Source organism: Streptococcus alactolyticus (assembly GCF_042649785.1).
In the GTDB taxonomy this organism is placed as follows: domain Bacteria; phylum Bacillota; class Bacilli; order Lactobacillales; family Streptococcaceae; genus Streptococcus; species Streptococcus alactolyticus.
Window position 1 is genome coordinate 1 of the sequence record NZ_JBHRZX010000008.1, and the last position, 26,147, is coordinate 26,147.

At 41.0% G+C, this 26,147-nt stretch carries 25 protein-coding genes, 1 pseudogene and 1 riboswitch; of the genes and pseudogenes, 8 read left to right on the forward strand and 18 right to left on the reverse strand.

Annotation, left to right across the window (positions count from 1 at the left end; translation table 11 throughout):
* The first annotated feature begins 160 nt into the window (after positions 1 to 160).
* A complete protein-coding gene (locus tag ACFORE_RS02235; RefSeq protein ID WP_167829273.1) occupies positions 161 to 799 on the forward strand; it encodes a redox-sensing transcriptional repressor Rex in 639 nt (212 codons plus the stop codon).
* 48 nt (positions 800 to 847) lie between these two features.
* Here ACFORE_RS02235 and radC read toward each other — a convergent pair.
* The 3 genes and pseudogenes from radC to ACFORE_RS02250 all read right to left on the reverse strand — a co-directional run bounded on the left by radC (position 848) and on the right by ACFORE_RS02250 (position 3,548).
* Positions 848 to 1,531 (reverse strand): annotated as a pseudogene (radC, locus tag ACFORE_RS02240) (RadC family protein).
* A 47-nt stretch (positions 1,532 to 1,578) separates the two neighbouring features.
* On the reverse strand, positions 1,579 to 2,421 hold the full coding sequence (locus ACFORE_RS02245) for a glycosyltransferase family 8 protein (protein ID WP_264879340.1): 843 nt from the start codon (positions 2,419 to 2,421) through the stop codon (positions 1,579 to 1,581).
* A gap of 2 nt (positions 2,422 to 2,423) precedes the next feature.
* Positions 2,424 to 3,548 (reverse strand): AI-2E family transporter, encoded by a 1,125-nt coding sequence (locus tag ACFORE_RS02250; protein WP_235300337.1) that lies wholly within the window; start codon positions 3,546 to 3,548, stop codon positions 2,424 to 2,426.
* Between the two features lie 615 nt (positions 3,549 to 4,163).
* Here ACFORE_RS02250 and ACFORE_RS02255 point away from each other — a divergent pair.
* Together ACFORE_RS02255 and ACFORE_RS02260 are read left to right on the forward strand one after the other, a co-directional pair.
* Entirely contained in the window at positions 4,164 to 5,495 is a 1,332-nt protein-coding gene (locus tag ACFORE_RS02255) for an alanine/glycine:cation symporter family protein (RefSeq protein WP_264879342.1), read from the forward strand.
* 45 nt (positions 5,496 to 5,540) lie between these two features.
* Complete coding sequence (locus tag ACFORE_RS02260) at positions 5,541 to 6,734, forward strand: cation diffusion facilitator family transporter (RefSeq protein WP_154454745.1); 1,194 nt, start codon at positions 5,541 to 5,543, stop codon at positions 6,732 to 6,734.
* A 43-nt stretch (positions 6,735 to 6,777) separates the two neighbouring features.
* Here ACFORE_RS02260 and ACFORE_RS02265 read toward each other — a convergent pair whose 3' ends face one another.
* The 7 genes from ACFORE_RS02265 to pdxS all read right to left on the reverse strand — a co-directional run bounded on the left by ACFORE_RS02265 (position 6,778) and on the right by pdxS (position 13,637).
* Positions 6,778 to 7,449 (reverse strand): methyltransferase family protein, encoded by a 672-nt coding sequence (locus ACFORE_RS02265; protein WP_154454744.1) that lies wholly within the window; start codon positions 7,447 to 7,449, stop codon positions 6,778 to 6,780.
* A gap of 37 nt (positions 7,450 to 7,486) precedes the next feature.
* Positions 7,487 to 8,329, reverse strand: a complete 843-nt coding sequence (locus ACFORE_RS02270) for an amino acid ABC transporter substrate-binding protein (protein ID WP_154454743.1) — start codon at positions 8,327 to 8,329, stop codon at positions 7,487 to 7,489.
* Positions 8,330 to 8,342: 13 nt separating this feature from the next.
* The gene (locus ACFORE_RS02275; RefSeq protein WP_154454742.1) at positions 8,343 to 8,972 is read right to left on the reverse strand and encodes an amino acid ABC transporter ATP-binding protein; all 630 of its coding nucleotides are present in this window, start codon (positions 8,970 to 8,972) and stop codon (positions 8,343 to 8,345) included.
* Between the two features lie 11 nt (positions 8,973 to 8,983).
* On the reverse strand, positions 8,984 to 9,625 hold the full coding sequence (locus ACFORE_RS02280; protein ID WP_154454741.1) for an amino acid ABC transporter permease: 642 nt from the start codon (positions 9,623 to 9,625) through the stop codon (positions 8,984 to 8,986).
* A gap of 120 nt (positions 9,626 to 9,745) precedes the next feature.
* The gene (pcrA, locus tag ACFORE_RS02285) at positions 9,746 to 12,058 is read right to left on the reverse strand and encodes a DNA helicase PcrA (RefSeq protein WP_154454740.1); all 2,313 of its coding nucleotides are present in this window, start codon (positions 12,056 to 12,058) and stop codon (positions 9,746 to 9,748) included.
* A gap of 121 nt (positions 12,059 to 12,179) precedes the next feature.
* The gene (gene pdxT / locus ACFORE_RS02290) at positions 12,180 to 12,752 is read right to left on the reverse strand and encodes a pyridoxal 5'-phosphate synthase glutaminase subunit PdxT (RefSeq protein WP_154454739.1); all 573 of its coding nucleotides are present in this window, start codon (positions 12,750 to 12,752) and stop codon (positions 12,180 to 12,182) included.
* A gap of 9 nt (positions 12,753 to 12,761) precedes the next feature.
* On the reverse strand, positions 12,762 to 13,637 hold the full coding sequence (gene pdxS, locus ACFORE_RS02295) for a pyridoxal 5'-phosphate synthase lyase subunit PdxS (RefSeq protein WP_154454738.1): 876 nt from the start codon (positions 13,635 to 13,637) through the stop codon (positions 12,762 to 12,764).
* Positions 13,638 to 13,740: 103 nt separating this feature from the next.
* Here pdxS and ACFORE_RS02300 point away from each other — a divergent pair, with 103 nt between their 5' ends.
* The 3 genes from ACFORE_RS02300 (at position 13,741) to ACFORE_RS02310 (ending at position 16,497) form a co-directional block, all read left to right on the forward strand.
* Positions 13,741 to 14,499 carry an aminotransferase-like domain-containing protein gene (locus tag ACFORE_RS02300; RefSeq protein ID WP_264879343.1) on the forward strand — a complete coding sequence of 253 codons (759 nt, stop codon included), beginning with the start codon at positions 13,741 to 13,743 and terminating at the stop codon, positions 14,497 to 14,499.
* Complete coding sequence (locus tag ACFORE_RS02305; RefSeq protein ID WP_240892633.1) at positions 14,489 to 14,695, forward strand: hypothetical protein; 207 nt, start codon at positions 14,489 to 14,491, stop codon at positions 14,693 to 14,695. The genes ACFORE_RS02300 and ACFORE_RS02305 overlap by 11 nt, the downstream gene beginning before the upstream one ends.
* 160 nt (positions 14,696 to 14,855) lie before the next feature.
* Positions 14,856 to 14,982, forward strand: a riboswitch (glycine riboswitch).
* Positions 14,983 to 15,111: 129 nt separating this feature from the next.
* Positions 15,112 to 16,497: an alanine/glycine:cation symporter family protein gene (locus ACFORE_RS02310; protein WP_154454752.1), complete on the forward strand. Its 1,386-nt coding sequence runs from the start codon at positions 15,112 to 15,114 to the stop codon at positions 16,495 to 16,497.
* Between the two features lie 31 nt (positions 16,498 to 16,528).
* Here ACFORE_RS02310 and ACFORE_RS02315 read toward each other — a convergent pair whose 3' ends face one another.
* The 6 genes from ACFORE_RS02315 to ACFORE_RS02340 form a co-directional block, all read right to left on the reverse strand.
* Entirely contained in the window at positions 16,529 to 17,485 is a 957-nt protein-coding gene (locus ACFORE_RS02315; protein WP_154454737.1) for an ABC transporter permease, read from the reverse strand.
* Position 17,486: 1 nt separating this feature from the next.
* Complete coding sequence (locus ACFORE_RS02320) at positions 17,487 to 18,539, reverse strand: ABC transporter permease (protein ID WP_154454736.1); 1,053 nt, start codon at positions 18,537 to 18,539, stop codon at positions 17,487 to 17,489.
* Entirely contained in the window at positions 18,532 to 20,070 is a 1,539-nt protein-coding gene (locus ACFORE_RS02325) for an ABC transporter ATP-binding protein (protein ID WP_380434943.1), read from the reverse strand. The genes ACFORE_RS02320 and ACFORE_RS02325 overlap by 8 nt, the downstream gene beginning before the upstream one ends.
* A 135-nt stretch (positions 20,071 to 20,205) precedes the next feature.
* Positions 20,206 to 21,267 carry a BMP family lipoprotein gene (locus ACFORE_RS02330; RefSeq protein WP_154454734.1) on the reverse strand — a complete coding sequence of 354 codons (1,062 nt, stop codon included), beginning with the start codon at positions 21,265 to 21,267 and terminating at the stop codon, positions 20,206 to 20,208.
* A 156-nt stretch (positions 21,268 to 21,423) separates the two neighbouring features.
* Positions 21,424 to 22,086 carry a deoxyribose-phosphate aldolase gene (deoC, locus tag ACFORE_RS02335; protein ID WP_204984362.1) on the reverse strand — a complete coding sequence of 221 codons (663 nt, stop codon included), beginning with the start codon at positions 22,084 to 22,086 and terminating at the stop codon, positions 21,424 to 21,426.
* A 406-nt stretch (positions 22,087 to 22,492) separates the two neighbouring features.
* Positions 22,493 to 23,089 (reverse strand): class I SAM-dependent methyltransferase, encoded by a 597-nt coding sequence (locus tag ACFORE_RS02340; RefSeq protein WP_235281240.1) that lies wholly within the window; start codon positions 23,087 to 23,089, stop codon positions 22,493 to 22,495.
* Positions 23,090 to 23,196: 107 nt separating this feature from the next.
* On the opposite strand from ACFORE_RS02340, the gene coaA reads away from it, so the two are divergent.
* Positions 23,197 to 24,117 carry a type I pantothenate kinase gene (gene coaA / locus ACFORE_RS02345; RefSeq protein WP_154454732.1) on the forward strand — a complete coding sequence of 307 codons (921 nt, stop codon included), beginning with the start codon at positions 23,197 to 23,199 and terminating at the stop codon, positions 24,115 to 24,117.
* 53 nt (positions 24,118 to 24,170) lie between these two features.
* Complete coding sequence (rpsT, locus tag ACFORE_RS02350) at positions 24,171 to 24,422, forward strand: 30S ribosomal protein S20 (RefSeq protein WP_154454731.1); 252 nt, start codon at positions 24,171 to 24,173, stop codon at positions 24,420 to 24,422.
* A gap of 82 nt (positions 24,423 to 24,504) precedes the next feature.
* Here the strand turns inward: rpsT and ACFORE_RS02355 are convergent, their stop codons facing one another.
* A complete protein-coding gene (locus tag ACFORE_RS02355; RefSeq protein ID WP_293677769.1) occupies positions 24,505 to 25,848 on the reverse strand; it encodes a sensor histidine kinase in 1,344 nt (447 codons plus the stop codon).
* Positions 25,838 to 26,147 (reverse strand): winged helix-turn-helix domain-containing protein (locus tag ACFORE_RS02360; protein WP_380434944.1); only part of this gene is annotated, 310 nt, incomplete at its 5' end. The genes ACFORE_RS02360 and ACFORE_RS02355, both read right to left, overlap by 11 nt.

Here is a 26,147-nt window from a genome sequence, read left to right on the forward strand (position 1 = left end):
ACTTTTTGTATATACTCAAAAAGGCTCCATAATTTCCATGGTGGATTTACCCACTACAGAAATTATAGAGCCGCTTTTTTTATCGGAATTTATGAAATTTGTTTTTCTTTTCACAAGCTTTTTGTTACAATAGAAGTAACAAATATGAGGAGATGGTATTGTGACGACTGATAAATCTATTCCTAAAGCGACAGCTAAACGGCTATCCTTTTATTATCGTATTTTCAAGCGATTCAATACAGATAATATTGAGAAAGCGAGTTCAAAACAAATTGCAGATGCCATGGGAATTGATTCTGCAACAGTCCGTAGAGATTTTTCTTACTTTGGTGAGTTAGGTCGGCGTGGTTTTGGTTATGACGTCAAAAAATTGATGAATTTTTTTGCGGATATTTTAAACGACCACTCGACCACGGCAGTTCTATTGGTAGGCTGCGGTAATATTGGACGGGCTTTACTACACTATCGTTTCCACGATCGTAACAAAATGCAAATTGTGATGGCTTTTGATACCGATGACAATGAATTGGTTGGGCAAACAACGTCAGACGGCATTCCTATTTATGGTATTTCAACCCTAAAAGAACACGTCAAAGAATCTGGTATTGAAACGGCGATTTTGACCGTGCCAAGTACCAAGGCTCAAGAGGTGGCTGACTACCTCGTCAGTGCTGGTATTCGTGGTATCTTGAGCTTTTCACCTGTACACCTCAGTGTCCCTAAAGACACCATTGTACAATACGTTGATTTAACCAGTGAATTGCAAACGCTATTGTATTTCATGAATCAATCAAAATAATCAGTCTAAAAATACCCTAGAAACAGGATGTTCTAAGGTATTTTTTATTTAAACTAAAATATGCTCCTCTTCTCGAAAACTATAATAACGGTATTTGCCAACAATAATGTGGTCCAAGCAGCAAATGCCAATCATCTCACAAGCCGTTTTGATTTTTTCGGTAAATCGCACGTCGTTTTCACTTGGATGGGGTAGGCCAGACGGGTGATTATATACGATAATCACAGATGTCGCCATGTTTTTACAAGCATAATAGAGAATTTCACGCGGTTCTGCTACTGACCGTCTAACCGTTCCAATGAAAATCGTGCGTTGCTCGATGATGTGATTTTGTGTGTCTAGGTAAATGGCAACAAGGTGCTCCTGCTTTTGTGCTCCCAATTCCAGCATCATTTTTTGCGCCAATTTTTCACTACTTAAAATGCGCTCGTTGTCTAGGCAAACGTCTTTGAAAATCCGTTTGGATAATTCAATCATGGCCTTGATTTCAATGGATTTGACTACTCCTATGCCGTTAATTTGTTGCAATTCCTGCAAAGAAAGGTGTTCCAAATCAGACAGGCGATTGATTTGTTTTAATATTTGCTGCGAAAGGGCTGAAACAGGGAGTTGCTTGGTGCCCGTTCGCAATAAAATGGCCAATAATTATTGGTTGCTTAATTGTTCGGCTCCTAAATGTTGCGGTCTTTCTCGAGGCAACTGAGAAGCGGATGCGGCATCGATTCTATACATAAAAAAGTCCCTCCACTTAATTATTCGTAAGCGAAGGAACTTGTGTTTTAATCTTTGCTGTCTTTTAAACGCAAGGTACGGTGCCAATAATGTTTGTAAAGGGCACTATAACGACCTCTATAATCTTTTTTCCAAGGCTTGTCACGTCCACAAAAATGCAAGAAAACGGTATTTTCAATGACCCAGTTCAAGTTCCACTCACCTGAACTTCTGCCGTAATAAAGCACGTTGTAGCGTGCATCGTAATTGTAGATTTGGTCTGGAATGAGCACCGTGCGATGACCATATAAAGCATTTAGAATATCTTGGTCTGGCAAAAAGAGCAGGTGACTGTTTTTCTCAATGTAATCCAAAATGTCTTTTCGAAAAACCGATTGCCTAATGGCTTCCAAATTCATCAAAAGCACGCCAGAATTGAAGTAACTTTCGACTTCAAAATTTCGCAAGCGTAGCTTATTGACCAAATTTGAAATATTACCGTCTGACGTATGGCTGGCCGCTGCGTACAATTTATCCTCCAAATCCATCTCGTAGAGGGCAACCATGTCATTTAAACACAAAATGTCTGCGTCAACATATAAGATTTTATCCAAATCTTGTGGCAAGTATTCATGTGCCAATAAACGATAATAAATGGTTTCAGGATAACGATTTGTTGTCGGTGCATCTTCAAAGGATTTCTCGCCAATCACAACAGGGTGATAATCAAGACCTAGATTATGGCAAAATGTCTCAATCGCTTCGTTTTGTGCTAGCTCCGTTTTTTGCAGTACATAAACAGAAAATTGCTGATTGGAACTGTTTTGGTGAATGGAATACAAGGTCACCATAAATTGTTGCACATAGCCATCATCGATGGCAAAGAGTAAATTCATTTTTTTCATCGTCATAGTTATTCTAAGTTGTTTGACTGGGCTTGTTGACGTTTGGCAACGTTGTCTTTAATCATTTGATAAAGACTAGCAGCAATTGGCACAGCGACAATCATTCCCAAGACACCCCAAAGTGCGCCACCGATAGTGATGGCCATCAAGACCCACATACCAGGAAGTCCAATTGACCCTCCAACGACACGCGGATAAATCACATTTCCTTCGAATTGTTGCAAAATAACCAAGTAAATCAAGAAGAAGAAAGCTTGTGAAACGGAATGAGTGGCAATGAGGATAAAACCAATGGTTGCCCCAATGTAAGCCCCAACAATCGGAATCAATGAGAAGAAGGCAACAAGGATACCGATAGTTGCTGCGTATGGGAAATCAAGCAGGAACATTCCCAAAGTGGTCAACGTTCCTAAAATCACCGCTTCAATGGTTTGACCCACGAAGAAACCGTGAAAACGCAAGTGTAAAATACCAAAAACATAGCGAATACCGTCAGCGTATTTGCTGATATAAGTATCCATCAAAACATTAAATTGACGTCCCAATTCTTCTTTACTAGCCAAGATATAGATTGAAAAAACAAGGCTAACAAAAATGTTCAAGACTGTTGAAGCAATGGTACTAACAGATGTCAACACGCCTGTTAAAACAGACAAGACTTGATTTAGGAATTGGCGACTGTAATCTGAAAGGGTGGTGGTAATATCAGACAAACTGCCAAAATAATTCAAAGATTCTTTGATGACACGATTGTCACTGATTTCCTTGATAAAATGAGAAAATCCGCTGGTATCAATCCGCAAAAGCGAATTGATACTGACGATTAAGTCTGGCAAGACAATTGAAAATAACCAAAAAATCACAAAAATAAAAGTGAGATAGGCTAAAATCATCGTTATTGACCGCTTGATTTTTTGCAAGATAGGGTGTGTCAAAAAGCGGTCATAGAGGCTCTCGTAAGCACTCATGACAATATTGACAATATAAGCAATTCCCGCACCAATCATAAAGGGAATGCTGGCTTGATAAATAGTATCAACCAAAGCCGCTCCGCTATGCCAATAAGCCTGTATGGCGTAACAAATAATGAAAGCAAAGACAACATAATAGACTTGTTTTTTCTCGAATTTCATAATAACTCCTCGTTCAACGTTCCCATTATAACAAATTAATACCAAATGCGCCATTGTGCGTTTTATGGTATCTAGTTCCTCTTATGCACACAAAAAAACTCCTAGAACATTCTAAATATTTTATCCTTTGTAAGTAAAACGTAACTTAGATTTGAGTTTTTCATAGAGCTCTACAACCTTTCGAGTCTAGTAATTCAAGGCCTAATGACTCTATAAAAAGTTATAACCTCTTCAGGCGAAGCTCCCATTATGTCCATTTGAATGTATCATCCTTAAGTGTATTATAACGTTTTTCATCAGATTTATAAAAAACTTTCTTCAAATGCCAATAAACTCGCTAAAAACATTTATATGTAGTCAGTTGGATATTTTTACAATTTTTAAAAAGTCGATAAAAGTTTGCTATGATAAAGCATACAGCTATTGAGAGAACTTGCTTTCTCTAACTGTGATTTGACAAAAGCTTGCAAGACCTGTACAATAGATGGGTTGAAATTATTCATTTTTCTGAAAATACCAACATTATTTCAATTGTTCCTGCCGTGTTTGGCTAGGCTTTTTCATAAGAAACGGTTGCAATAACACGGTCGGACTTGATATTTAGGAGTTTGATTTATGTACCATTTTCTATCTTCCTTAGATAGTTTTGTCTGGGGACCGCCTCTTCTTGTCTTTCTGGTTGGAACGGGATTTTACCTTTCTGTTCGCCTAAGACTGCTGCAAGTTTTCCGGCTGCCCAAAGCAATCAAACTGATTTTTGCTTCGGATTCTGACGGTCAAGGGGATATCTCAAGCTTTGCGGCCTTGGCAACGGCACTGGCGGCGACTGTCGGAACAGGAAATGTGGTTGGCGTTGCAACTGCTATAAAACTTGGAGGACCTGGAGCCCTCTTTTGGATGTGGATGGCTGCCTTCTTTGGTATGGCAACCAAGTATGCTGAAGGGGTTTTGGCTATCAAATACCGTACCAAAGACGCTGATGGCTTTATCGCTGGAGGGCCTATGTACTACATCGTTAATGGGATGGGGCAACAGTGGAAACCTCTAGCTATCGCTTTTTCTATTTTTGGTGTCATGGTTGCTCTCTTTGGCTCAGGAACTTTCACTCAGGTGAACTCGATTACCGACTCTCTCAAAAATACCGTCGGCTGGTCGCCACAAGTGATTAGTATTATCTTGGCTATTTTGGTCAGCATCATTATTTTTGGGGGAATCAAATCCATCTCAAAAGTCGCTGAAAGTGTTGTGCCTTTTATGGCTATCATCTACATCATCGCTACTGTGACTATTTTGCTTTCTCATGCAGACAATATTTTGCCAAGTTTGGGACTGATTTTCCAATCTGCTTTCACTGGAAAGGCTGCAACGGGTGGTTTTGCAGGGGCAACAATGGTAACAACTATTCAAGCAGGGATAGCTCGAGGCATTTTCTCTAACGAATCTGGTTTGGGTTCTGCTCCGATTGCTGCGGCGGCTGCCAAGACCAATGAACCTGTTGAGCAAGGACTTGTGTCTATGACAGGAACTTTCATTGATACCATTATCATTTGTAGTTTGACAGGGCTTGCCATCATCGTAACTGGCGGCTGGTCTAGTGACCTAAATGGTGCCATGTTGACCCAATCTGCCTTTTCATCTGTCTTTGGTAATTTTGGGGTTTATGCCTTAACCTTTAGTTTGATTCTCTTTGCTTTCACAACTATTTTGGGCTGGAGCTACTATGGCGAACGCTGCTTTGAGTTTCTATTTGGCGTGAAAGCCATTCCTGTTTACCGCGTTTTCTTTATTGCCATGGTTGCTTTAGGCGGATACATTAGTTTGGAAACCATTTGGGTCATTGCCGATATCGTTAATGGTCTGATGGCTGTGCCAAACTTAATTGCCCTACTTGCCCTCTCACCTGTTATTATCAGCGAAACCAGACGCTATTTTAACAAACACCAATAATGTACCTCTCTCTTTTTTTTCCGATTGTTAAAGGAGCTATTCTTTATGTCATCTACACCAACTTCTAATCTTCAACTGGCTAAGCGTGGCCCGATTGTTAGTATAGTGGCTTACCTGCTCATCTCGATTGCCAAATTGATTGTGGGTTATAGCATTAACTCATCTTCATTGATTGCCGACGGTTTTAACAACGTTTCGGATATTTTAAGCAATGTGACCTTGTTTATTGGTCTGCATTTAGCCAGCAAACCTGCTGACGAGGACCACCGTTTTGGGCATTGGAAAATTGAAGATTTAGCCAGCTTGATCACATCATTTATCATGTTTATCGTTGGTTTCCAAGTGCTATCGCAAACCATTCACAAAATCATTTCAGGAACAACTACTACTATTGATCCTGAAGGTGCCATTGTCGGAGTGGTTTCTGCGATTATCATGTACGGTGTTTACCTCTACAACCGTCGATTGTCTAAAAAGGTCAAATCAAGCGCCCTCGTTGCCGCTGCCAAGGATAATCTTTCTGACGCCGTTGCTTCTATCGGAACGTCTGTTGCCATTATCGCCGCTTCTTTCCACTTAGTCATCATCGATAGATTGGCTGCCATTGTCATTACTTATTTCATCTTGAAAACGGCTTATGATATTTTCATGGAAAGTGCCTTTAGCTTATCAGATGGTTTTGATGACAAGGAACTCAAAAAATACAAAGAAGCCATTTTAAAATTACCAAAAGTCACTGCGGTTAAATCATTGCGCGGACGTTCATACGGAAGCAATATCTACCTCGATATCGTGGTTGAAATGAACCCTGATTTGTCTGTTTATGAAAGCCATGAAATCACGGAACAAATCGAACGCTTGCTTAATCAAGAATTTTCGATTTACGATACCGATGTTCACGTAGAACCTGCCGCTATCCCAGAAGATGAAATTTGGGAAAATGTTTACCACAGACTCCAAAAAAATGAAAAAATCATTCTCTCAAAAATCCCTGATTACGAAGAATTATTGGCAGATAACTTCCGCTTGATTTCAGACGACGGTCAGACTTATTCTAAAGAAGAAATGATTGCGCGTCAAAGACATTATGTCAGTCAATTTGAAGATTTTGAGATGACATCTATTAGCCAAAAAACCAAATTGATTACTTATACGCTTGGAGGAGAGGCTCACACCAGCATTTGGCGCCGCCAAGAAAATTGGTACCTCGTCTTCCACCAAATCACTCCAAAAAAATAAAAAAATACGAAACCCCATCTCTGAGTAGAGATGGGGTTATTTGTTACCAAATATAAGGAATTAAGCGATAACGTACTTTCTTTTGATATTCTGTATAGCCTGTTAGTTCCTTTGACAACACCTGCTCTTCATTTTTTAGCCTTTTGATAATCATGATTGGATATGGTAAAAAAACTAAAAAAGCAATTAAAGAGCCCAGTACTAAAGGCATCGTCAGAAACAGAATAATTGTTGCACTGTACATCGGATGTCTAACAAGACCGTACAAGCCTGTATTAATGACTTTCTGTTCTTCTTCTACCATAACGGTACGAGATAAGTAGGTATTTTCTCGTAAAACTTCTGCATAAAGCGCATAAGCTAGAAGAAAAAGAAGAGCAGAAACTTTGGAAATAATTTGTGGTAGTGGCAGCCAATCTAATCGAAAATCCAATCCTGCTAAGATAAAGCCCACTACAAACATAAAACCCGTAGCCGCAATAATTTTTCTTTGCTCCCCTTGTTCTTCTTTTACCTTCAAGCGCCTGCGCAACAAGTCAGGATTTTTAACCATCAAGACCAGTCCTGCTAGAAACATAGGAACAAACAAGATAACCATGAGCAAAATAGCGTTTGGATAATTTAGCGTCCCCGCAGGAATAAACAAAAGAGCAGCAACCAGAACAACACCTAACAGAAATTTGAGTAAAGCACTAAGACATAACGTGAAAGTCATACAGGACTCCTAACTAGGTCAGAATAGACGGGCACTCCTATTCCTTAACCGATTGCGTTGCGACGTCTTCGCCAAACCATTTTTGGGAAATCTTTTGGAAAATTCCTTTTTGATAAAGTGTTTTGAAACCTTGGTTAATTTTTTCAACTAGCGTTTTGTCAGCTTTTCTCGCTCCAACTGCAAAATCTTCGCCTGTAAATGCACTCGGAATGATGTTGTAGCGGTCCAGCTCGCCTTCTTGTTTCAAGTAATAATTGGCATACACTTCATCAATCAACAAGCCATCAATACGGTTGTTTTTCAAATCAATGAGGGCTTGCGTCAGCGTTTCATACTGTGTGGCATCCTTGCCAGCTACGATATCTTTTAAGACTTTTGGCGAGGCTAAAAAGGCATCATAACCTGACGAACCTGACTGTACGCCTAAAGTCTTGCCCTTCATGTCCGCAAAATCCGTAATGCCAGATGATTTTTTCGTCACCAACACTTGTTTGTTAATCATGTAGGGATTGGTGAAGCGGACTTTTTCTTCCCGCTCCTTAGTCATAGAATAGCCATTCCAAATCAAATCAATAGTGCCATTGTTTAACTCGGTTTCTTTCATATCCCAATCAATGGGCTGCCAATTAACCTTGATGCCGTATTCTTTAAAGACTGCATTGGCTAAATCAACGTCAAATCCTGTGTAGGTGCCATCTCGGTCCTCAAATCCCATGGGAACGAAGGTATTGTCAAAACCAATCGTGATTTCACCTTTTTTCACATAACTATTCCACTGGTCAGTGCTGGCTGCTTTCTTTTTAGCTGATAAATCACACCCACTCAAAGCCATCAGCAAAAGAAGGAGCGTTGTGACTATTGTCCATTTTTTAAATGTCATTTACCCACCACCTCTACTTGGGATTGATTTTTAAAATATGGTCGGAAATGGTTTCGGCAAAGGCCAAATCATGGGTTACGACAATCTGCGTCATGCCTGCTTCACGATTTTGCAAGAGTAGTCTTTCCACTTCTTGACGCAGCTCAGGGTCTAGTGCCGAAGTTGGTTCGTCATAGCCAATGATTTCAGGGTCAATCATCATGGCCCGTGCCAAAGCCACACGCTGCTTTTGCCCTCCAGATAGGGAATAAGGATAGGCGTTAACGTGTTCGCCCAAGCCCAAACGACGCAACAAGCCCATGGCTTTTTCAGTTGCTGCTTCTTTACTCATTCCCATGGTTTTGGTAGGAGATAAAATCAAATTATCTAAAACTGATAAATGGGGAAATAATTGAAAATCTTGGAAAACAAAGCCCAGCAAGTTGAGGTTTTCCAAGTGGTCAATGGGAAAGGTTTTGCCATTATAGATGATGCTACCAGAATCAATTTTTTCAAGTCCTGCTAACATACGAAGCAAGGTCGTCTTTCCCCCACCAGATGGTCCAACAAGGGATAAAATCTTGCCATCTTCAATGGTTAGGTTGAAATGATCAAAAATCTTTTTTTGACCAAACTGTTTGGAAATATTGCGTAATTCTAACATTGGTCACCTTCTTATTTGTAATAATCAAATTTCTTTTCTGTTTGTCGTGAGATGATCGTCACTACACCAATCATCAGCAAATAAAGTGCCCCTGCGATAAACATCGGTGCCAGTGAGGCATCACGGTTGGTTGCTGTTTTACTAGCAAGCAACAAGTCGCCTACCCCCAAGACATAGACCAAAGAAGAGTCTTTGACCAAGTTAATGGTTTCGTTAAAGACGCTTGGGAGAACGATTTTGAACACTTGTGGCAAAATGACATAAAAAATAGTCTGAAACGGGCTTAATTTTAAGACCTTAGCCGCTTCGTATTGCCCTTTAGGAATGGCAGCAATCCCACCACGGAAAATCTCAGCAAAATAGGCCGCGTAATTCAACGTAAAGGCCACAATGGCTGCTGGTAAACGGTCCATAACAATGCCGATGTTTGGCAAGACATAATACAAGAAAATCAATTGCAGCAGCAAAGGGGTACCACGCATAACCCAAACGTATAGGGTTAACAGCCATTCTAACGGTTTAAACTTAATCTGCATCAAAAACGCTAAGACGGCACCAAGAGGAATTGATAAGATAATCACAATGAAAAAAATCTCAATAGTTACCTTTGCACCGTCCAATAAGCTTGGCAGAATTTCCAAAATATAAGACATGTACTCTCCTAAATTAAAATTTATTCTATTATACCAAAATTTTCAGACGATTTGGGTCATATTAGAAGGATTTTTCACTTGATTTCAGAAAAAAAGAAAGCAGGCTAAAACCTGACCTTCTTATTTTTTCTCAATTGGTGCCACACTTGCCAAGAGTTTTTTAAGCCCAACTTCTGGGAAATTGATTTTTAACTCTTGGGTTTGACCTGAACCTGTCACTGACAATACCGTGCCATCACCCCATTTTTTATGGTGGGCAATGTCGCCGATTTGCCAATCAATAGCCTCTTTGCTAGCCGAAGCACTTTGCCCAAACGGCACTGCCTTGCCAGCTTTTGCAAATGGCTGCGCACCGCGGCTTGATTGTGGTTGTACCTTGGCTTTGCGAGATTGAATCGCTTGTTGCAAGCTCATGCCCTGCCCAAATGACATGGTGTCATCACCACCACTATAACGCACTCCATAGGATGAATTGGCTGGGCGTGCTAAGCCTTGGTATTGCAACAATTCTTCGTCAATTTCACGGATGAAGCGTGACGGACGGTTGTAATTGGTCTTACCAAACAAAGTTCGCGTGTTAGCATTGGTCAAAAAGAGGAGCTTTTCAGCGCGGGTAATCCCAACATAAGCTAGGCGGCGCTCTTCTTCCAACTCGTCTTGGTCCTCAGTTGCGCGTGACAATGGAAAAACCCCTTCTTCCATACCAATCAAAAAGACAATTGGAAATTCCAATCCCTTGGCGGCATGCAAGGTCATCAAGGTCACTTCGGCACTCTCTGCTTCGCCATCGTCAGTATCAGCAATCAAAGCCAAATCATTCAAGAAACGGCTGAGTTTTTCAAGACCCGTTTCCCCTTCTGGGGCATCTTCTTGATTGTCATCAAAGTTTTTGGTAACCGTCAAGAATTCTTCGATATTTTCAATACGTGCTTGGCTTTCCAGTGTATTTTGCAAACGAAGAGCTTCTAAGTAGCCTGTCTTGTCAAGGACTGCTTCCACCAATTCGGTAACCGTCATGCCATCAAGCCCATCACGCAAGGTCATGAGTAATTGCGCCAAATCCCAAACAGCTTGTGCAGCTTTTCCTTTGACACCTGATAACATGATGTTAGCCGACGCTTCTAACAAACTCATTTGTTGCTGGCTGGCAAAATCACGGATTTTATCCAAAGTTCCAGGCCCCACACCACGTTTTGGCTCGTTAACAATACGCTCGTAGCTGATGTTGTCTGCTGCATTGGCAATGACATTGAGGTAAGAAATCACGTCACGGATTTCCCTACGACTGTAGAATTTGGTTCCACCAACCATGGTGTAAGGAATGTTCGATTTCAGCAAGGCTTCTTCAATGGTACGAGATTGGGCATTGGTACGGTAGAGAACCGCAAAATCTTTGAAGTTTCGCCCTGTTTCACGCACAATATTGTCAATCGTTGAGGCAACAAAAACAGCTTCCTCACGCTCATCACGCGCACGGTAATAAACAATAGATTCCCCAGTTTCATTATCCGTCCGCAAGGTTTTTGGACGGCGGTTGCGGTTGTTTTTAATCACGCTGTTGGCTGCCTGCAAGATATTTTTGGTTGAACGGTAGTTTTGCTCCAGCAAAATGGTCTTGGCTTCTTTATAATCTTTTTCAAAATCAAGGATATTTTGCATATCCGCCCCACGCCAGCCATAAATGGATTGGTCGGCATCCCCCACAACACAGATGTTTTGGAAACGTGACGCCAACAATTTTACCAACTGGTATTGCGCGTGGTTGGTATCTTGATACTCATCCACATGAATGTACTGGTAACGTTGCTGGTAATAAGCCAAGACATCAGGATTTTTGTCAAACAAACGCAAGGTTAGCATGATAAGGTCATCAAAGTCCATAGCTTCGCTCTGACGCAATTCCTCTTGGTAAGCCTTGTAACATTTGGCAACAATTTGCGAATACATATCGTTGGCTTGTTTTTCGTAAGCCACTTCATCTAGCAAATCGTTTTTGGCATTTGAAATGGTCCCTAAAATGGCTCTCTCATTCCATTTCTTAGGGTCCAAATTTAGATTTTTGAGAATACGTTTCATCAGGGTGCGTTGTTCCCCAGGGTCAACGATAGTGAAATTACGATTGTAACCAATATGGTCAGCATCACGACGCAAAATGCGCACACACATGCTATGGAAGGTCGCAATCAAGGTATCCTTGGTCGCAGGGTTTAGTTTCATAGCACGTTCACGCATTTCACGCGCAGCTTTATTGGTAAAGGTAATTGCCAAGATATTCCAAGGATTGACAAATTTTTCATCAATCAAATAAGCAATTCGGTGGGTCAAGACACGCGTTTTACCAGAGCCAGCCCCTGCCATGATTAGCACAGGACCTTCTGTCGTTTCAACCGCAAGTCTTTGTTGGTCATTCATTCCTTCTAATAATGGATTCATTGTCTAATACCACGGCTTACCTCACTAGCTAAGTCCGTGTGTTATTCCTCCTAGATAAATAGTCATCAAGATAATGCTTATCTATTGTACCATTTTTTAGAAAAAATGGGGTCCCTTGTCGTTACTTTGTCTGACAGATGCTCAAGAAATAAGAATGAATGCTGTCGTTCTCATCCACCTCAGGATGAAAGGCCAAGCCCAGCTGATTGTGAAAGCGTGCAGCCACAATCTTACCATCTTTTTCAGCTAAAACCTCAACACCCTCGTCAACTTGGTTAATATAAGGCGCTCGAATAAAGGTTGCGGGGACCTCACCCAAATCTCCGAATGAAAGCGGCGTATTAAAGCTCCCCAATTGCCTGCCGTAAGCATTGCGTTTTACCGTGACAGGTAAAGTCGCCAAATGTGTACTCTCTTGGTCTTCAATCTGCTGAGACAGTAAAATCAAGCCTGCACACGTGGCAAGCACAGGCAAACCAGCATCAATTTTACTTTTTAAAGGTTCTAGCATCCCTAAATCACGCAATAATTTGCCCTGAACCGTTGATTCCCCACCAGGTAAAATCATGCCGTCCAAGGGAGCTTGCAAATCTTTAGCCTGTCTAATGTCAATGGTTTTGGCTCCCAAAGCGACAATTTTTTGGCGGTGTTCAGCAAAATCTCCCTGTAAGGCTAAAATCCCAATCACTACCATAAAAACCTCCTAGATGCCACGTTCTGCCATGAGCAGTTGAATCTCGTCTTCGTTAATTCCCACCATGGCTTCGCCTAAATTTTCTGATAATTTTGCCAACAATTGTTTGTCTTGGTAATTGGTCACGGCTTGCACAATCGCACGCGCACGTTTTTCAGGGTCACCTGATTTGAAAATACCAGAACCAACAAAGACCCCTTCTGCTCCCAAATGCATCATCAAGGCTGCATCTGCTGGTGTTGCTACCCCACCTGCCGCAAAGAGAACAACTGGCAATTTGCCTGTTTCATGCACGTCTTTGACCAAGTGATAAGGCACTTGCAGTTCTTTAGCAGCAAGGTAAAGTTCATCATCACGAAGCGACTGGAGGCGTGCCGTTTCTTGATTTAACTGACGTAAATGGCGAACAGCCTGCACCACATCTCCTGTCCCAGGTTCTCCTTTTGAACGAATCATGCTAGCCCCCTCAGCCACACGGCGTAATGCTTCCCCAAGGTTTTTAGCCCCACACACAAAAGGCACCTCAAATTGAGTTTTATCAATGTGATAGCGGTCATCTGCTGGCGACAAAACCTCGCTCTCATCGATATAATCAATCTCAATCGCTTCTAAAATCTGAGCCTCAACAAAATGCCCAATACGCACCTTGGCCATAACAGGAATAGAAACCGCTGCTTGAATTTCTTGAATCATTTTAGGGTCACTCATGCGAGAAACACCGCCAGCTGCTCGGATATCCGCAGGAATACGCTCTAGTGCCATAACCGCACAAGCTCCAGCAGCCTCAGCGATTTTCGCTTGTTCAGGTGTCGTGACGTCCATAATCACGCCCCCTTTTAGCATCTGAGCCAATTGTTTATTGAGTTGATAGCGTTGGTTTGTCATAAAAATACCTCATTTACTTTTTGATTGCTTTTCATTATAATAAAATCTGACATGGTATCAAGTGCCATTTTAAAGATTTTTAAAAAGGTCAGATTGGAGAATTATGCTAACTTACACTTTGGACGCACAGGCCAAAATCCCACTTTACGAACAACTGTATCGAGCGATAAAAACAGACATTACCAAGGGCGTCCTAAGGTCGCAGGACAAATTGCCCTCAAAAAGAAGCCTAGCCAAGCATCTAGGCGTTTCCATTGTAACGGTGGAAACCAGTTACCAGCAATTAAAGGCAGAAGGTTACATTTACAGCCAAGCTAAAAAAGGCTTTTTTGTAGCAGATATCAAGTCTCAACGTCCGATGGTGAGAAAAACAGCAAGGTTAGTTTCTCTTCCAAAAACCAGGTCAGATGATACCTCGCCCAGCCTTAACCTTAGCAATAATCAGACCAATCCTGAAACCTTTCCCTTTGCCACTTGGTCCAAATTGCTCCGTCAGGTGCTTAATAACCACCAAACTGAATTGATGCAAGCCTCACCCAGCCAAGGGCTTTGGGAACTCAGACAAGCTATTGCCCAACATTTAAATGATTACCGTGGCATGGTGGTGGACCCTAGGCAGATTGTCATCGGGGCGGGAACGGAATACCTCTACACCCTACTGATTCAGCTGCTGGGTCTAGATAAGACTGTGGCGGTGGAGGAGCCTTCCTATCCTAAAATCACCAAGATTTACCGACAATTCAACATGACACAAGTCCCCATTGCAATGGAAAAAGACGGGCTTAGTGTGGCACAACTCCAAAAAGGATTACATCAGCATCCACGAACAAGAATCAGGGCTGCACTTTATCATGACTATTGACAGCCACTTGTCTGAAGATGCCATTTGCCAGAAAAGTCGGCAAAAAGGCTTGCAACTAACGCCTATCTCCCACTACTACCAACACCACACGCCCCAATCTACCAATGCCTTCATCGTGAACTATGCCAATATTACGGCCCCACAAATTGAGCAAATTATCCAAATGTTGACGGAAATTCTCCTATCAGAGAGTTAGTTTCCAAACATTTTAGAATATCTCATTGACAAGGTTCGCTTTTTTTGTTATCATATTTGAAAATTTAATAGCAAACCGAATGATGTTATTCAGGAGAAGAAAGGTTTTCCTTTCGCCGAAGGAGTTACGCTCTCAGGTGTCTAAGACAGGACTGGATGACGGACGGACTTCTGGAGAGACCTGATGATGACAATCATCACCACGTTAGAAACGTGGATACAGGCGCCGAAGGGGCAAAGTTGTCACAGACAACTCAAACTCTCAGGCAAAAGGACAGAAGATAAGAAATACTTGTAGGCTCTTGTTTTTTTGAGTACCAGCAGGTATTTTCCTATCACTTTTCAGGAGTTATCGTAATGATAGCTCCTTTTGTAATAGCATCGTTTGGGGGATATGGTATAGGGAGAAAAAGAATGATGCTCAATTTTTTTAACAGTCTTGACAATGTCGTCTGGGGTGCACCACTGCTTATCTTGCTAGTGGGAACAGGCTTTTACTTCACTGTTCGCCTTGGCTTACTCCAAGTCACGCGATTGCCAAAAGCCTTTCGCTTAATTTTTGCGGATGACAAAGGGCAAGGGGATATTTCCAGTTTTGCTGCCTTAGCGACTGCACTTGCCGCCACTGTTGGAACAGGAAACATCGTGGGAGTTGCAACCGCTATCAAATCAGGTGGTCCAGGGGCGCTATTTTGGATGTGGGTTGCTGCTTTCTTTGGAATGGCGACCAAGTACGCTGAGGGACTTCTAGCTATCAAATACCGTACAATCGATGACAACGGGGAAGTTTCAGGTGGCCCCATGTACTACATTGTCAATGGGATGGGCAAACGCTGGAAACCTTTGGCAACCTTCTTTGCCATTGCAGGTATCTTAGTCGCTTATTTTGGAATTGGAACGTTTTCTCAGGTTAATTCCATCACATCATCACTTGAAAATTCCTTTGCGCTATCGCCTCAGATTGTCAGCATTGTGATTGCCGTCATCGTGGCTATTGTTATCTTTGGCGGTATCCAATCCATTTCAAAAGTTGCTGAAAAAGTGGTGCCTTTCATGGCCGTCGTTTACATCACGGCAACATTGATTGTTATTTTTGTGCATAGTGAGCAAATCGTGCCTGCTTTTAATGCTATTTTCAAAGGAGCCTTCACTGGTACGTCTGCTGTTGGTGGATTTACGGGTGCGGTTGTTAAAGAAGCTATTCAAAAAGGGATTGCACGCGGAGTCTTTTCAAATGAATCTGGGCTTGGTTCTGCTCCTATCGCGGCTGCAGCTGCCAAAACAAAAGAGCCTGTGGAACAAGGGCTTATCTCAATGACAGGGACTTTTATCGATACCATTATCATTTGTACCTTAACAGGACTTTCTATCATGGTAACAGGACAGTGGAAAGTCGCAGGACTCGAAGGGGCACCACTTACCCAATCAGCCTTTGCATCTGTTTTTGGAACACCAGGTATTCATGCTTTAACCTTCTGCCTTGTTTTGTTTGCTTTTACAACTATCCTAGGCTGGTCTTACTACGGTGAACGTTGTTTTGAATTCCTTTTTGGAACCAAATACATCAAACTCTACCGTATTATCTTTGTCATTATGGTTGCCTTGGGTGGTTTCCTCAAACTGGATTTGATTTGGGTGCTTGCTGACATCGTGAATGGTCTAATGGCTCTACCAAACCTAATCGCTTTGTTGGCTCTTTCACCAATCATTATTTCAGAAACCAAAGATTACTTTGTTCGTCAAAAACAAGCAGCTGACGCTGAAGAGTTGGTAGGGTTAGCAGATAACTTAGTTGAAGACTAAAAAAGAGAGAAATTTCCCTCTTTTTATGTTCTTATTTTGATTTGATATAGTTGACACCATCTGCTTTAGGAGCCACGGATTGACCAAAGAAGGCTGCTAAAACAACAATTGTTAAGACGTATGGTGTGATTTTGAGGTAAACAGATGGAATGTTTGAGAAGAGCGGTAATTGTGCTCCGATGATTGCCAATGATTGTGACAAGCCGAAGAATAGACTTGATAGCATGGCACCGACTGGATTCCAACGTCCGAAAATCATGGCTGCAAGAGCGATAAATCCAGGTCCTGCGATCGTTGTAACGGCGAAGTTATTTGAAATGGTTTGAGCATAAACCGCACCACCAATACCACCGAAGAACCCTGAAATCATAACCCCTAAATAACGCATGAGGTAAACATTGATTCCAAGTGTATCCGCTGCTTGAGGGTGTTCACCAACAGAACGGAGGCGAAGACCAAAGCGAGTCTTGAACAAGATAAACCAAGATACAAATGAAATAAGAATAGCCACATAAGCAACCAATGACGTGTTGTTGAAAAAGACTTGACCGATAAATGGGATATCTTTTAAAACAGGGAATGAGAAACGACCAAAGGTCTCTGAAATGGTATTGGTTTGTCCTTTACCAAATAAGAAACGGCAAAGGAAAACGGCTAGTGACGGAGCAATCAAGTTCAATACCGTACCAGACACGATATGATCTGCACGGAAGTTAATGGTCGCAACAGCATGAAGAAGAGAAAATAGAAGTCCTACAACTCCTCCCACCAAAGAAGCAATCCAAGGTGTCGCACTGCCAAACACATCTGCACAGCTTAGATTGAAGAGAACCCCTGAGAAAGCCCCCATAACCATGATACCTTCAAGACCAACGTTGACAACCCCACCACGTTCTGAGAAGGTTCCACCGATACTTGTGAAAATAAGTGGTGCAGAATAAATGAGCATGGAAGAAACTAATAAGGCTAATGTTGTTGTAAAAGTCATTTTATTTTCCTCCTTCTACTTTTTTAGAGTTAAGAAAACGACGGATAATGTAATCAGAACCAACAAAGAAGATAATGAAAGCTGAAATAACATCAACAATCTCTGAAGGAACGCCAATCATACCAGTCTTACCAACGGAAAGTACTGCATACAAGAAAGCTGCAAACGGAATCCCAATGGCATTATTGATCGCTAATAGTGATACGGCCATACCATCCCAACCAATGCTAAGTGAACTTGTTTGCGTATAAACATTTTCAAAAGTTCCAAGTCCTTCGACTGTTCCACCAAGTCCTGCAATGGCACCTGAAATCACCATAGACATGATGATAAGGCGTTTTGATGGCATCCCTGCATATTCTGAAGCATGTGGGTTAATCCCCACAGAAGTGATTTCATAACCAAGTGTGGTTTTCTTCATCATAAACCATACGATAACCACAGCAATTAAGGCAATGAAAATACCGATATTAATACGTGAGTGGTCCGTCAAGTTAGACAACCATTCAATTTGATAAGATGCGTTTTGAGAAACTTTGATCGTAGCTTCTGTCGTACGCATGATGCTATCTGAAAAGACGTCTTGAATGAGGTATTGTGTTGAGTACAAGATAATGTAGTTCATCATGATAGTTACAATAACTTCACTTGTTCCAAGATAAGCACGTAAAATACCTGGGACAGCTGCAGCCAATCCTCCAGCCACAAGACCAATCACAATAGTACAAAGAACTGAGATTGGTTTTGGCAAATCAGGGAAAGAAAGGGCAAACCAGCCAGCCATTACCCAACCAATCAAGGCTTGTCCTGGAAGTCCGATATTGAAGAAACCAGCTTTAGAAGCAACTGAGAAACCAAGGGCAATCAAGATAAGTGGCCCCATAGCACGAAAAATTTCACCAATATTTTTGATAGAACCAAATGCAGTGTAAAGCAAGTCGTTATAAGCCCAAAATGGGTTATAACCAAAGATGAGCATGAGCACTGCTCCTAGTAACATCCCTAGAAAAACAGCTATTAAAGGAACTGCCCAGCGTTGTGTTTGTTTAGACATTAGCTTCCTCCTTTGTCACATGGCCCCCAGCCATCAAAATACCAAGTTCTTGTTTGTTTGTTTGACTAGCATCTAGCATACCTTGAATTTTACCATCGTGAATAACGGCAATACGGTCAGAAACATCCAAAATTTCATCCAATTCAAAACTAATCACTAAGACAGCTTTCCCTTTGTCACGTTCTGCAATTAAACGTTTACGGATGTATTCAATCGCACCGACGTCCAAACCACGGGTTGGTTGGCTAACGACTAACAAATCAGGGTTCAAGTCAATTTCACGAGCGATAACGGCTTTTTGTTGGTTACCACCTGAAAGTGAGCCAGCTGATACTAATTCATTTGCCGCACGAACGTCAAATTCTGACATCAATTTGCGAGCATGTTCATTAATGTTTTTATAATTCAAGAAACCATTTTTGCTAAACGGCTCTTTGTAGTACGTTTGCAAAACAATGTTTTCAGCAATGGTCATATCAAGAACCATTCCGTCACGGTGGCGGTCTTCTGGCACATGCCCAACACCAAGTTCTGTAATTTTACGTGGACGTTTGTTGGTCATGTCTTCACCTTTGATAACAATGCGACCTGATTCGACTTTGCGAAGTCCAGTAATGGCTTCTACCAATTCACTTTGACCATTGCCATCAATACCAGCAAGCCCGACAATTTCACCCGCACGCACATCCAATGACAAATTCTTCACGGCCGGCACTCCACGATTTTCATTAACCACCAAATCTTTAACAGACAAGACAACTTCTTTTGGATTAGCTGCTTGTTTTTCTGTTTTGAAGGAAACGGCACGTCCAACCATCATCTCAGCCAATTCTTCACTGGTTGAATTAGCAACTGGAACAGTTTCAATAGATTGACCGTGTCTGATAACCGTTACCCTGTCGGCAACCGCACGAATTTCGTCCAATTTGTGCGTAATCAAAATGATTGATTTGCCTTCTTTAGTCAAATTACGCATGATATTTAGCAATTCTGCGATTTCAGACGGTGTCAAAACGGCTGTCGGCTCATCAAAGATGATAATGTCAGCGCCACGATACAAGATTTTCAAAATTTCCACACGTTGTTGTGCACCGACTGTTATGTCTGAAATTTTAGCAGAAGGATCCACCGCTAAACCATATCGTTCCGACAAAGCTTTGATCTCTTCGCTAGCTTTTTTCAAATTAAGCACACCACCTGTTGAGATTGTTTCATTCCCCAAAATGATGTTTTCAGCAACTGTGAACGCTTCAACCAACATAAAGTGTTGGTGCACCATTCCGATTCCTATTTTTGAGGCTTTAGCAGGCGAATCCAGTTTAACCTTTTCACCTCTTACCAAAATATCCCCGCTGGTTGGTTGTAATAAACCTGAGAGAATGTTCATCAATGTTGATTTACCTGCACCGTTTTCTCCCAAAAGTGCATGAATCTCACCCCTACGAACATCTAAATTAATATGGTCATTGGCAACAAAATCACCAAATTTTTTAGTAATGTCACGCATTTCAATGACTTTTTCTTCTGCCATGTTAATCCTTTCAATATAATTATCTTTAAGTCAGTTAAGCCCATTACTCTCATTAATGAGCTTAACTGAGGAGAAAATTAAAAGTTCCTCAGCTGTTAAAAAGGCGACCTCTCGGCCGCGCTTAAAGAACGACAATTAATCACTTAAACCATCTGGAACAGTGATGTCACCGTCGATAATTTTTTGTTTTGCTGACTCAACAGCTTCCTTAATGTTGTCAGGAAGGCTGCTTGTTGTAATATCAATACCACCATCAGCAAGACCATATGTTTTTGTTTGGTCACCCTCAAACTTCTTGCCTTCAAGTTGCTCGTTAGAGATATCTTGAACGACTTGGCCAACTTTCTTGATTGTAGAAGTCAAGACAAAGTTAGATTCTTCTTTGTTTGAAGCTTTGTAGTCACCTTCGTCTGCTTGGTCACGGTCAACACCGATAACCCAAACTTTTTTATCACTATCTGCCGGTAATTTTTCATCGATTTCTTTGGCTTCAGAGAATACACCAGTACCTGAACCACCAGCTGCTTGATAGATAACGTCAGCACCACCAGCGTACATAGTCGCAGCAATTGTCTTACCCTTAGCAGAATCAGCAAATGAACCAACGTATTGAACATCCACTTTGATTGAACTATCTACTGATTCAACACCAGCCTTAAATCCAGCTTCAAAACGTGTGATTGTATCTGATTCAACACCACCTACAAAACCAACGTGTTTTGTTTTACTTTGCATAGCGGCAGCGATACCAGCAAGGTAGGCTCCTTCGTTATCTGCGAACAGAACACTCTCAACGTTGTCGTGACCAGAAACAACATCATCAACGATAACGTAGTTAACGTCTTTATTGTCTTGAGCAGCCTGATCTATAGCATCGTGAAGGTTGTAACCAATACCAAAAACAAGGTTGTAACCATTTGAAACAGCAGAATCAAGGTTTGTCGCGTAATCTGACTCACTATTAGATTGGAAGAATGTGTAGTCAGTATCTTTCTTCAAATCGTGTTCTTTGCCCCAAGCTTGAAGACCTTCCCAAGCTGATTGGTTAAATGATTTATCATCAATACCACCAGTATCTGTAACAAGGGCAACTTTCACTTTAGAATCTGAATCAGATGATGAGTTAGAACGACTACATGCAGCTAGACTCAATGCTGCAACGGCAGCAAGACCAAGACCAACAATTTTTTTGTTCATGAAAATGAACTCCTCCTTAAAAATACACGCAATAAGATTGCAAATTTATCGAGTCAGACGACTCAATCCATACAACAGGCTATAAAGCTTTAAAACTGTGGCATCAACCACATGACTATCATCACGACCGTCTTTATTATCAAGTTACTAAAAAGTTCAGTAACCTTCTGTCACGGTTTCACCACTAACTATGGCAACACCTGATGACGTTCCAATTCGAGTAGCACCTGCTTCAATGAAAGCTTCAGCATCTTCGTAAGAACGTGCACCGCCAGCTGCCTTAACGCCAATATTAGGGCCAACCGTTTCACGCATCAACACGATATCTTCAACCGTGGCGCCAGCCGCTGAAAAACCAGTTGAGGTTTTCACAAAATCTGCGCCAGCAGATACCGCTAATTGACACGCTTTAACTTTTTCGTCATTGGTAAGCAGACACGTTTCAATGATGACCTTGACCAACTTGTCTTGGCTAGCCTCAACAACTGCACGAATATCTGCTTTTACGACTTCGTACTGACCTGATTTTAACTGACCGACGTTGATAACCATATCGATTTCATCTGCACCGTTTGCGATGGCATCTTTAGTTTCAAAAGCTTTTACGCTGCTTGTGTTTGCTCCCAAAGGAAAGCCAACCACTGTACAGACTTTTACGCCAGTACCAGCCAAGGTTTTCGAACAATGAGCCACCCAAGTCGGATTGACACAGACGCTAGCAAACTGATACTCAACCGCTTCTGAAAGCAAGTGATCAATTTGCTCTTGGGTACTTTCGGGTTTTAATAACGTATGATCAATGTACTGATTAATAGGCATTTTTGCCCCTTTCTGATCTATTTTGATCGTTTCCTAAAAAACAAACCCTTTATATTTTACCATTTTTTTCAAAATATGTAAGTCCTTTTTATCATTTTTTTACAATGAAACAAAATTGTAAAATCCGAAGTATCCTTCTATCAAGAAAAAAACAAGGAAATTGCCCTAAAATCCGATAATATCAATTGTGACAACCATGTCATATTTATTTATAAACATAAGAACTATCGGATTTTACTGAACTTTTTCATCTTATATATAGCTAATTGACAAGAATTAGTAAGGGAGAGGAAATAGTTTTGCCCGCTTTTTTCTATTATTATTTTATAAAAATTCTAATAATGTTATATAAATATACAAAACCTTTTCTAAAGAAGGCTACTAAGGCCCTTTAGAAAAGGTTGGTTCACTCTTTAATGCTTTGTAAAATATAATAACCTTTGTCGCGTTTTAAAATGGTAGCATTGCCAAAAACGTCCTCCATTTTAGCTTTGGCACTTGGTGCTCCTTGCTTTTTCTGAATAACCAGCGTCAAGCTACCACCCGAATTAAGATGCGTGATGCTTTCACCAATCATTTCATGCACAATTTGTTTTCCTGCTCTAATAGGAGGATTGGTGATGATGTAATCAAAAATTCCTTCCACTTGCTCATAGACATTTGACTGGAAAATAGTGGCCGAAATCCCATTTTTCTCAGCGTTTTTACGGGCCAAGTCAAGGGCACGGTTATTGACATCAACCATGGTTGGCTTCACTCCTTGCACCTTTGCTAAGGCAATTCCTAAGGGACCATAACCACACCCAAGGTCCAAAAGCGTCTTTCCTGCTTCAAAAGAAACCGCATTGAGAAGCACTTGACTTCCATAATCAATCATTTTTTTAGAAAAAACACCAGAATCGGTCAAAAAAGAAAAGTGTTGTCCTAACAAGGTAACCTTCAACTCATGAATATCGTGAGCGCTGTCTGGATTTTCTTCATAATACATATTTGTCTTTGTCATTTCCCTACTCCTTCTCAAACGTTTTATTATTTTATCATATATTGTAATGGTTTTCAATTAGATTATAAAATGCTATAATGAAGTAATAACCTCAGTAGGAGCGTAACATGACACGTGAGTTTATCAATTTTAACGACATTTCTCGAGAATCTTGGCAAGAATTGCACCAACATACCAAACCCCTCTTGACGGCAGAAGAACTTGAAGCTATCAAAAGCCTTAACGATAAAATCAGCATTCAAGACGTGATTGATGTGTATTTACCATTGATTAGCCTGATTCAGATTTATAAAAAGGCACAAGAAAACCTCTCTTTTGCTAAAAGTATTTTTCTAAAGAAAGAAGCCTGCCAGCGTCCTTTTATCATCGGTATTTCTGGTTCGGTAGCTGTTGGCAAATCAACTACTAGTCGTCTGCTGCAAATCCTTTTATCACGGACATTTAAAAATAGCAAAGTGGAAATGGTCACGACAGATGGCTTCATTTACCCCAATAGCGTGCTTATGGAACGGCAGATATTGAACCGCAAAGGCTTTCCTGAAAGCTATAACATGGAGTTGCTCTTGAACTTCCTCGATTCTATAAAAAATGGCATGACGGCTGAAATTCCTGTTTACTCGCATGAAATCTACGATATTTTACCTGATGAAAAGCAAGTGATTCAGTCGCCTGATTTTCTCATTCTTGAAGGCATCAATGTCTTTCAAAATCAGAAAAACACTCGCCTTTACATGACAGGTTACTTTGATTTTTCCATTTACATTGATGCTGATATCAATAACATCAAAAAATGGTATTTGGAACGTTTCGATAGTTTGCTCGAGTTGGCTAAGACAGATAAAAACAATTACTACCACCGCTTTGTGCATATGGAGCGTGAAGAGGTCCTTAAAATTGCTGAGGATACTTGGGGAAGCATCAATCTCGTGAATTTGAAAAAATACATCGAACCCACACGAAACCGAGCAGAATTGATTTTACACAAGGCTTCTGATCACAAAATTGATAGAATTTATTTGAAAAAGTGATAAAGACTTGCCAAAAGTCAAGAAATTCTATATAATGATATAGTTAGATTAATTTGGAGGTGAAAACATTGGCAAATATTAAATCAGCTATCAAACGCGCTGAACTTAACGTTAAACAAAACGCTAAAAACTCAGCACAAAAATCAGCTATGCGTTCTGCTATCAAAGCATTTGAAGCTAACCCATCTGAAGAGCTTTTCCGCGCTGCTTCTTCTAGCATCGATAAAGCTGAATCAAAAGGGTTGATTCACAAAAATAAAGCTAGCCGCGATAAAGCACGTCTTGCTGCTAAATTGGCTAACTAATATCCAATGAAAACTCCAAATGGAGTTTTTTTATTACCACACAAAAAGGTATTGGAGAAAATCCAATACCTTTTTGTGTTTATCAATGATGGTGGTTAAAACGCACTTCAAAAATTGTTCCTTTAGGTGTATTGTCTTTGACTGTAATGGTTCCCTTTAGGGCGTCCACGATTTGTTGAGCTAGGGACAAGCCTAAACCAAATCCACCCTTTTGACGCGTTCTTGACTTGTCCACTCGGTAGAATCGGTCAAAAATCTTCAGCTTATCGCTATCACTAATACCGATACCATTGTCCGCAACCGTGATAATGGTGTGTCTTTCCGTTGTTTTAACGGTAAATTCAACCACGCCATCTTCATCCGTGTACTTAATGGCATTATCAAATAAGATGGTCAGCAATTGTTTGAGCAAGACACGGTCTGATTTGATCGGGTGGGTAGCTAGATTTTGCCCAATAAAGATACGATTACTCTCCTCGGCAATGAGGCTGTAATTTTCAAAGACTTCATCGAACATGGTTGGCTGAATCATTTCTAAATCAACCTTCAAGACATCATCTCGCCGAGCCAAATTGAGCAAATTGGTAATCAAAAAGCGCATATTACGGACTTCGTCAAGGCTAGCCGCAATGCTTTCGCTATTATCTAAAATCGTGTCATTAGGTCTTCTAAACAAACCTTCCAAACGGTTTTGCAAAACAGCTAATGGCGTCCGCAATTCGTGACTGGCATTTTCCACGAAGGCTTTTTGCTTTTCATAACTTTCCAAAATCGGCTTACGCGTCCAATTGGCAAGGTAGATGCTCGCCAAAATGGAAATCATCCAGAAAATCACCATGACTGTGATCGTAATGGTGACGTAACGTTCATTAGCTTCGTCCAGCTGCCGCACGCTAATCAAAAAAGTTGCGTACTTAATCGCTGGATAATCCGCATCATCGACTTTGACCGTCAGCACATGGTATTTTTCATTTTGCCCGAAAATGGTTTTGATTTTTTCCTCTTTAATCTCCCCAATGCTATCCTCATCAAGGCTGTAAGATAAAGCACCAAATTGGAGAAAGGCGTCCAAGGCATTTAAAATCTTGCCCTTTTTATCGTACAAAAGAACACTCACATTGGTTAGCGTTTCGCCGTTGAGGGCTGATTTGAGTTTGCTGCCATTTTCACCCGCAAAAAAGGATTCATAGTCCGAATCATCAACCTGCAAAGAATCGCTGCGCTTCATCGTCCGAGCGACATAATCATTAGCATTATAAGCAGCATTTTGCAAATTGGTATCCACTGTCGAATACAAACCAAAACGCATGATTTGCAAGATAATAACAGTCATGACGATGAAAATACCTGTAAAGACCGCGAAGAAATGGAAGAAATGCGAAAAGGTTGTCCCTGATAGTAATTTCTTAGACCACTTATTCCGCATCTTTTAGAATGTACCCCACACTACGCAGTGTTTGAAGGTTTTTGGCAAACTCAGTTCCCTTCAATTTTTTGCGTATTTTAGACACATAGACTTCCACCACCGAAATGGTCGTATCACTGTCAAATCCCCACAAACGGTCAAAAATTTGTGATTTTGGCAAAATAACGTTTTGGTTTTGTAAAAAGTAAACCAACAAATCAAATTCTTTACCAAGCAATTCAACGACTTTTCCGTCAACAGTTGTGGTATTTGTCGCGGTATCAACGGTCACTTCTTTGTAAGACAAGGTATTGCTATTG

Excerpts from the sequence above, each read along its gene's own strand:
- ACFORE_RS02245 (WP_264879340.1), bottom strand. The coding sequence starts at position 2,421 with ATGACGATGAAAAAAATGAATTTACTCTTTGCCATCGATGATGGCTAT.
- ACFORE_RS02250 (WP_235300337.1), bottom strand. The coding sequence starts at position 3,548 with ATGAAATTCGAGAAAAAACAAGTCTATTATGTTGTCTTTGCTTTCATT.
- ACFORE_RS02255 (WP_264879342.1), top strand. The coding sequence starts at position 4,164 with ATGTACCATTTTCTATCTTCCTTAGATAGTTTTGTCTGGGGACCGCCT.
- ACFORE_RS02260 (WP_154454745.1), top strand. The coding sequence starts at position 5,541 with ATGTCATCTACACCAACTTCTAATCTTCAACTGGCTAAGCGTGGCCCG.
- ACFORE_RS02265 (WP_154454744.1), bottom strand. The coding sequence starts at position 7,449 with ATGACTTTCACGTTATGTCTTAGTGCTTTACTCAAATTTCTGTTAGGT.
- ACFORE_RS02270 (WP_154454743.1), bottom strand. The coding sequence starts at position 8,329 with ATGACATTTAAAAAATGGACAATAGTCACAACGCTCCTTCTTTTGCTG.
- ACFORE_RS02275 (WP_154454742.1), bottom strand. The coding sequence starts at position 8,972 with ATGTTAGAATTACGCAATATTTCCAAACAGTTTGGTCAAAAAAAGATT.
- ACFORE_RS02280 (WP_154454741.1), bottom strand. The coding sequence starts at position 9,625 with ATGTCTTATATTTTGGAAATTCTGCCAAGCTTATTGGACGGTGCAAAG.
- pcrA (WP_154454740.1), bottom strand. The coding sequence starts at position 12,058 with ATGAATCCATTATTAGAAGGAATGAATGACCAACAAAGACTTGCGGTT.
- pdxT (WP_154454739.1), bottom strand. The coding sequence starts at position 12,752 with ATGGTAGTGATTGGGATTTTAGCCTTACAGGGAGATTTTGCTGAACAC.
- pdxS (WP_154454738.1), bottom strand. The coding sequence starts at position 13,637 with ATGACAAACCAACGCTATCAACTCAATAAACAATTGGCTCAGATGCTA.
- ACFORE_RS02300 (WP_264879343.1), top strand. The coding sequence starts at position 13,741 with ATGCTAACTTACACTTTGGACGCACAGGCCAAAATCCCACTTTACGAA.
- ACFORE_RS02305 (WP_240892633.1), top strand. The coding sequence starts at position 14,489 with ATGACTATTGACAGCCACTTGTCTGAAGATGCCATTTGCCAGAAAAGT.
- ACFORE_RS02310 (WP_154454752.1), top strand. The coding sequence starts at position 15,112 with ATGCTCAATTTTTTTAACAGTCTTGACAATGTCGTCTGGGGTGCACCA.
- ACFORE_RS02315 (WP_154454737.1), bottom strand. The coding sequence starts at position 17,485 with ATGACTTTTACAACAACATTAGCCTTATTAGTTTCTTCCATGCTCATT.
- ACFORE_RS02320 (WP_154454736.1), bottom strand. The coding sequence starts at position 18,539 with ATGTCTAAACAAACACAACGCTGGGCAGTTCCTTTAATAGCTGTTTTT.
- ACFORE_RS02325 (WP_380434943.1), bottom strand. The coding sequence starts at position 20,070 with ATGGCAGAAGAAAAAGTCATTGAAATGCGTGACATTACTAAAAAATTT.
- ACFORE_RS02330 (WP_154454734.1), bottom strand. The coding sequence starts at position 21,267 with ATGAACAAAAAAATTGTTGGTCTTGGTCTTGCTGCCGTTGCAGCATTG.
- deoC (WP_204984362.1), bottom strand. The coding sequence starts at position 22,086 with ATGCCTATTAATCAGTACATTGATCATACGTTATTAAAACCCGAAAGT.
- ACFORE_RS02340 (WP_235281240.1), bottom strand. The coding sequence starts at position 23,089 with ATGACAAAGACAAATATGTATTATGAAGAAAATCCAGACAGCGCTCAC.
- coaA (WP_154454732.1), top strand. The coding sequence starts at position 23,197 with ATGACACGTGAGTTTATCAATTTTAACGACATTTCTCGAGAATCTTGG.
- ACFORE_RS02355 (WP_293677769.1), bottom strand. The coding sequence starts at position 25,848 with ATGCGGAATAAGTGGTCTAAGAAATTACTATCAGGGACAACCTTTTCG.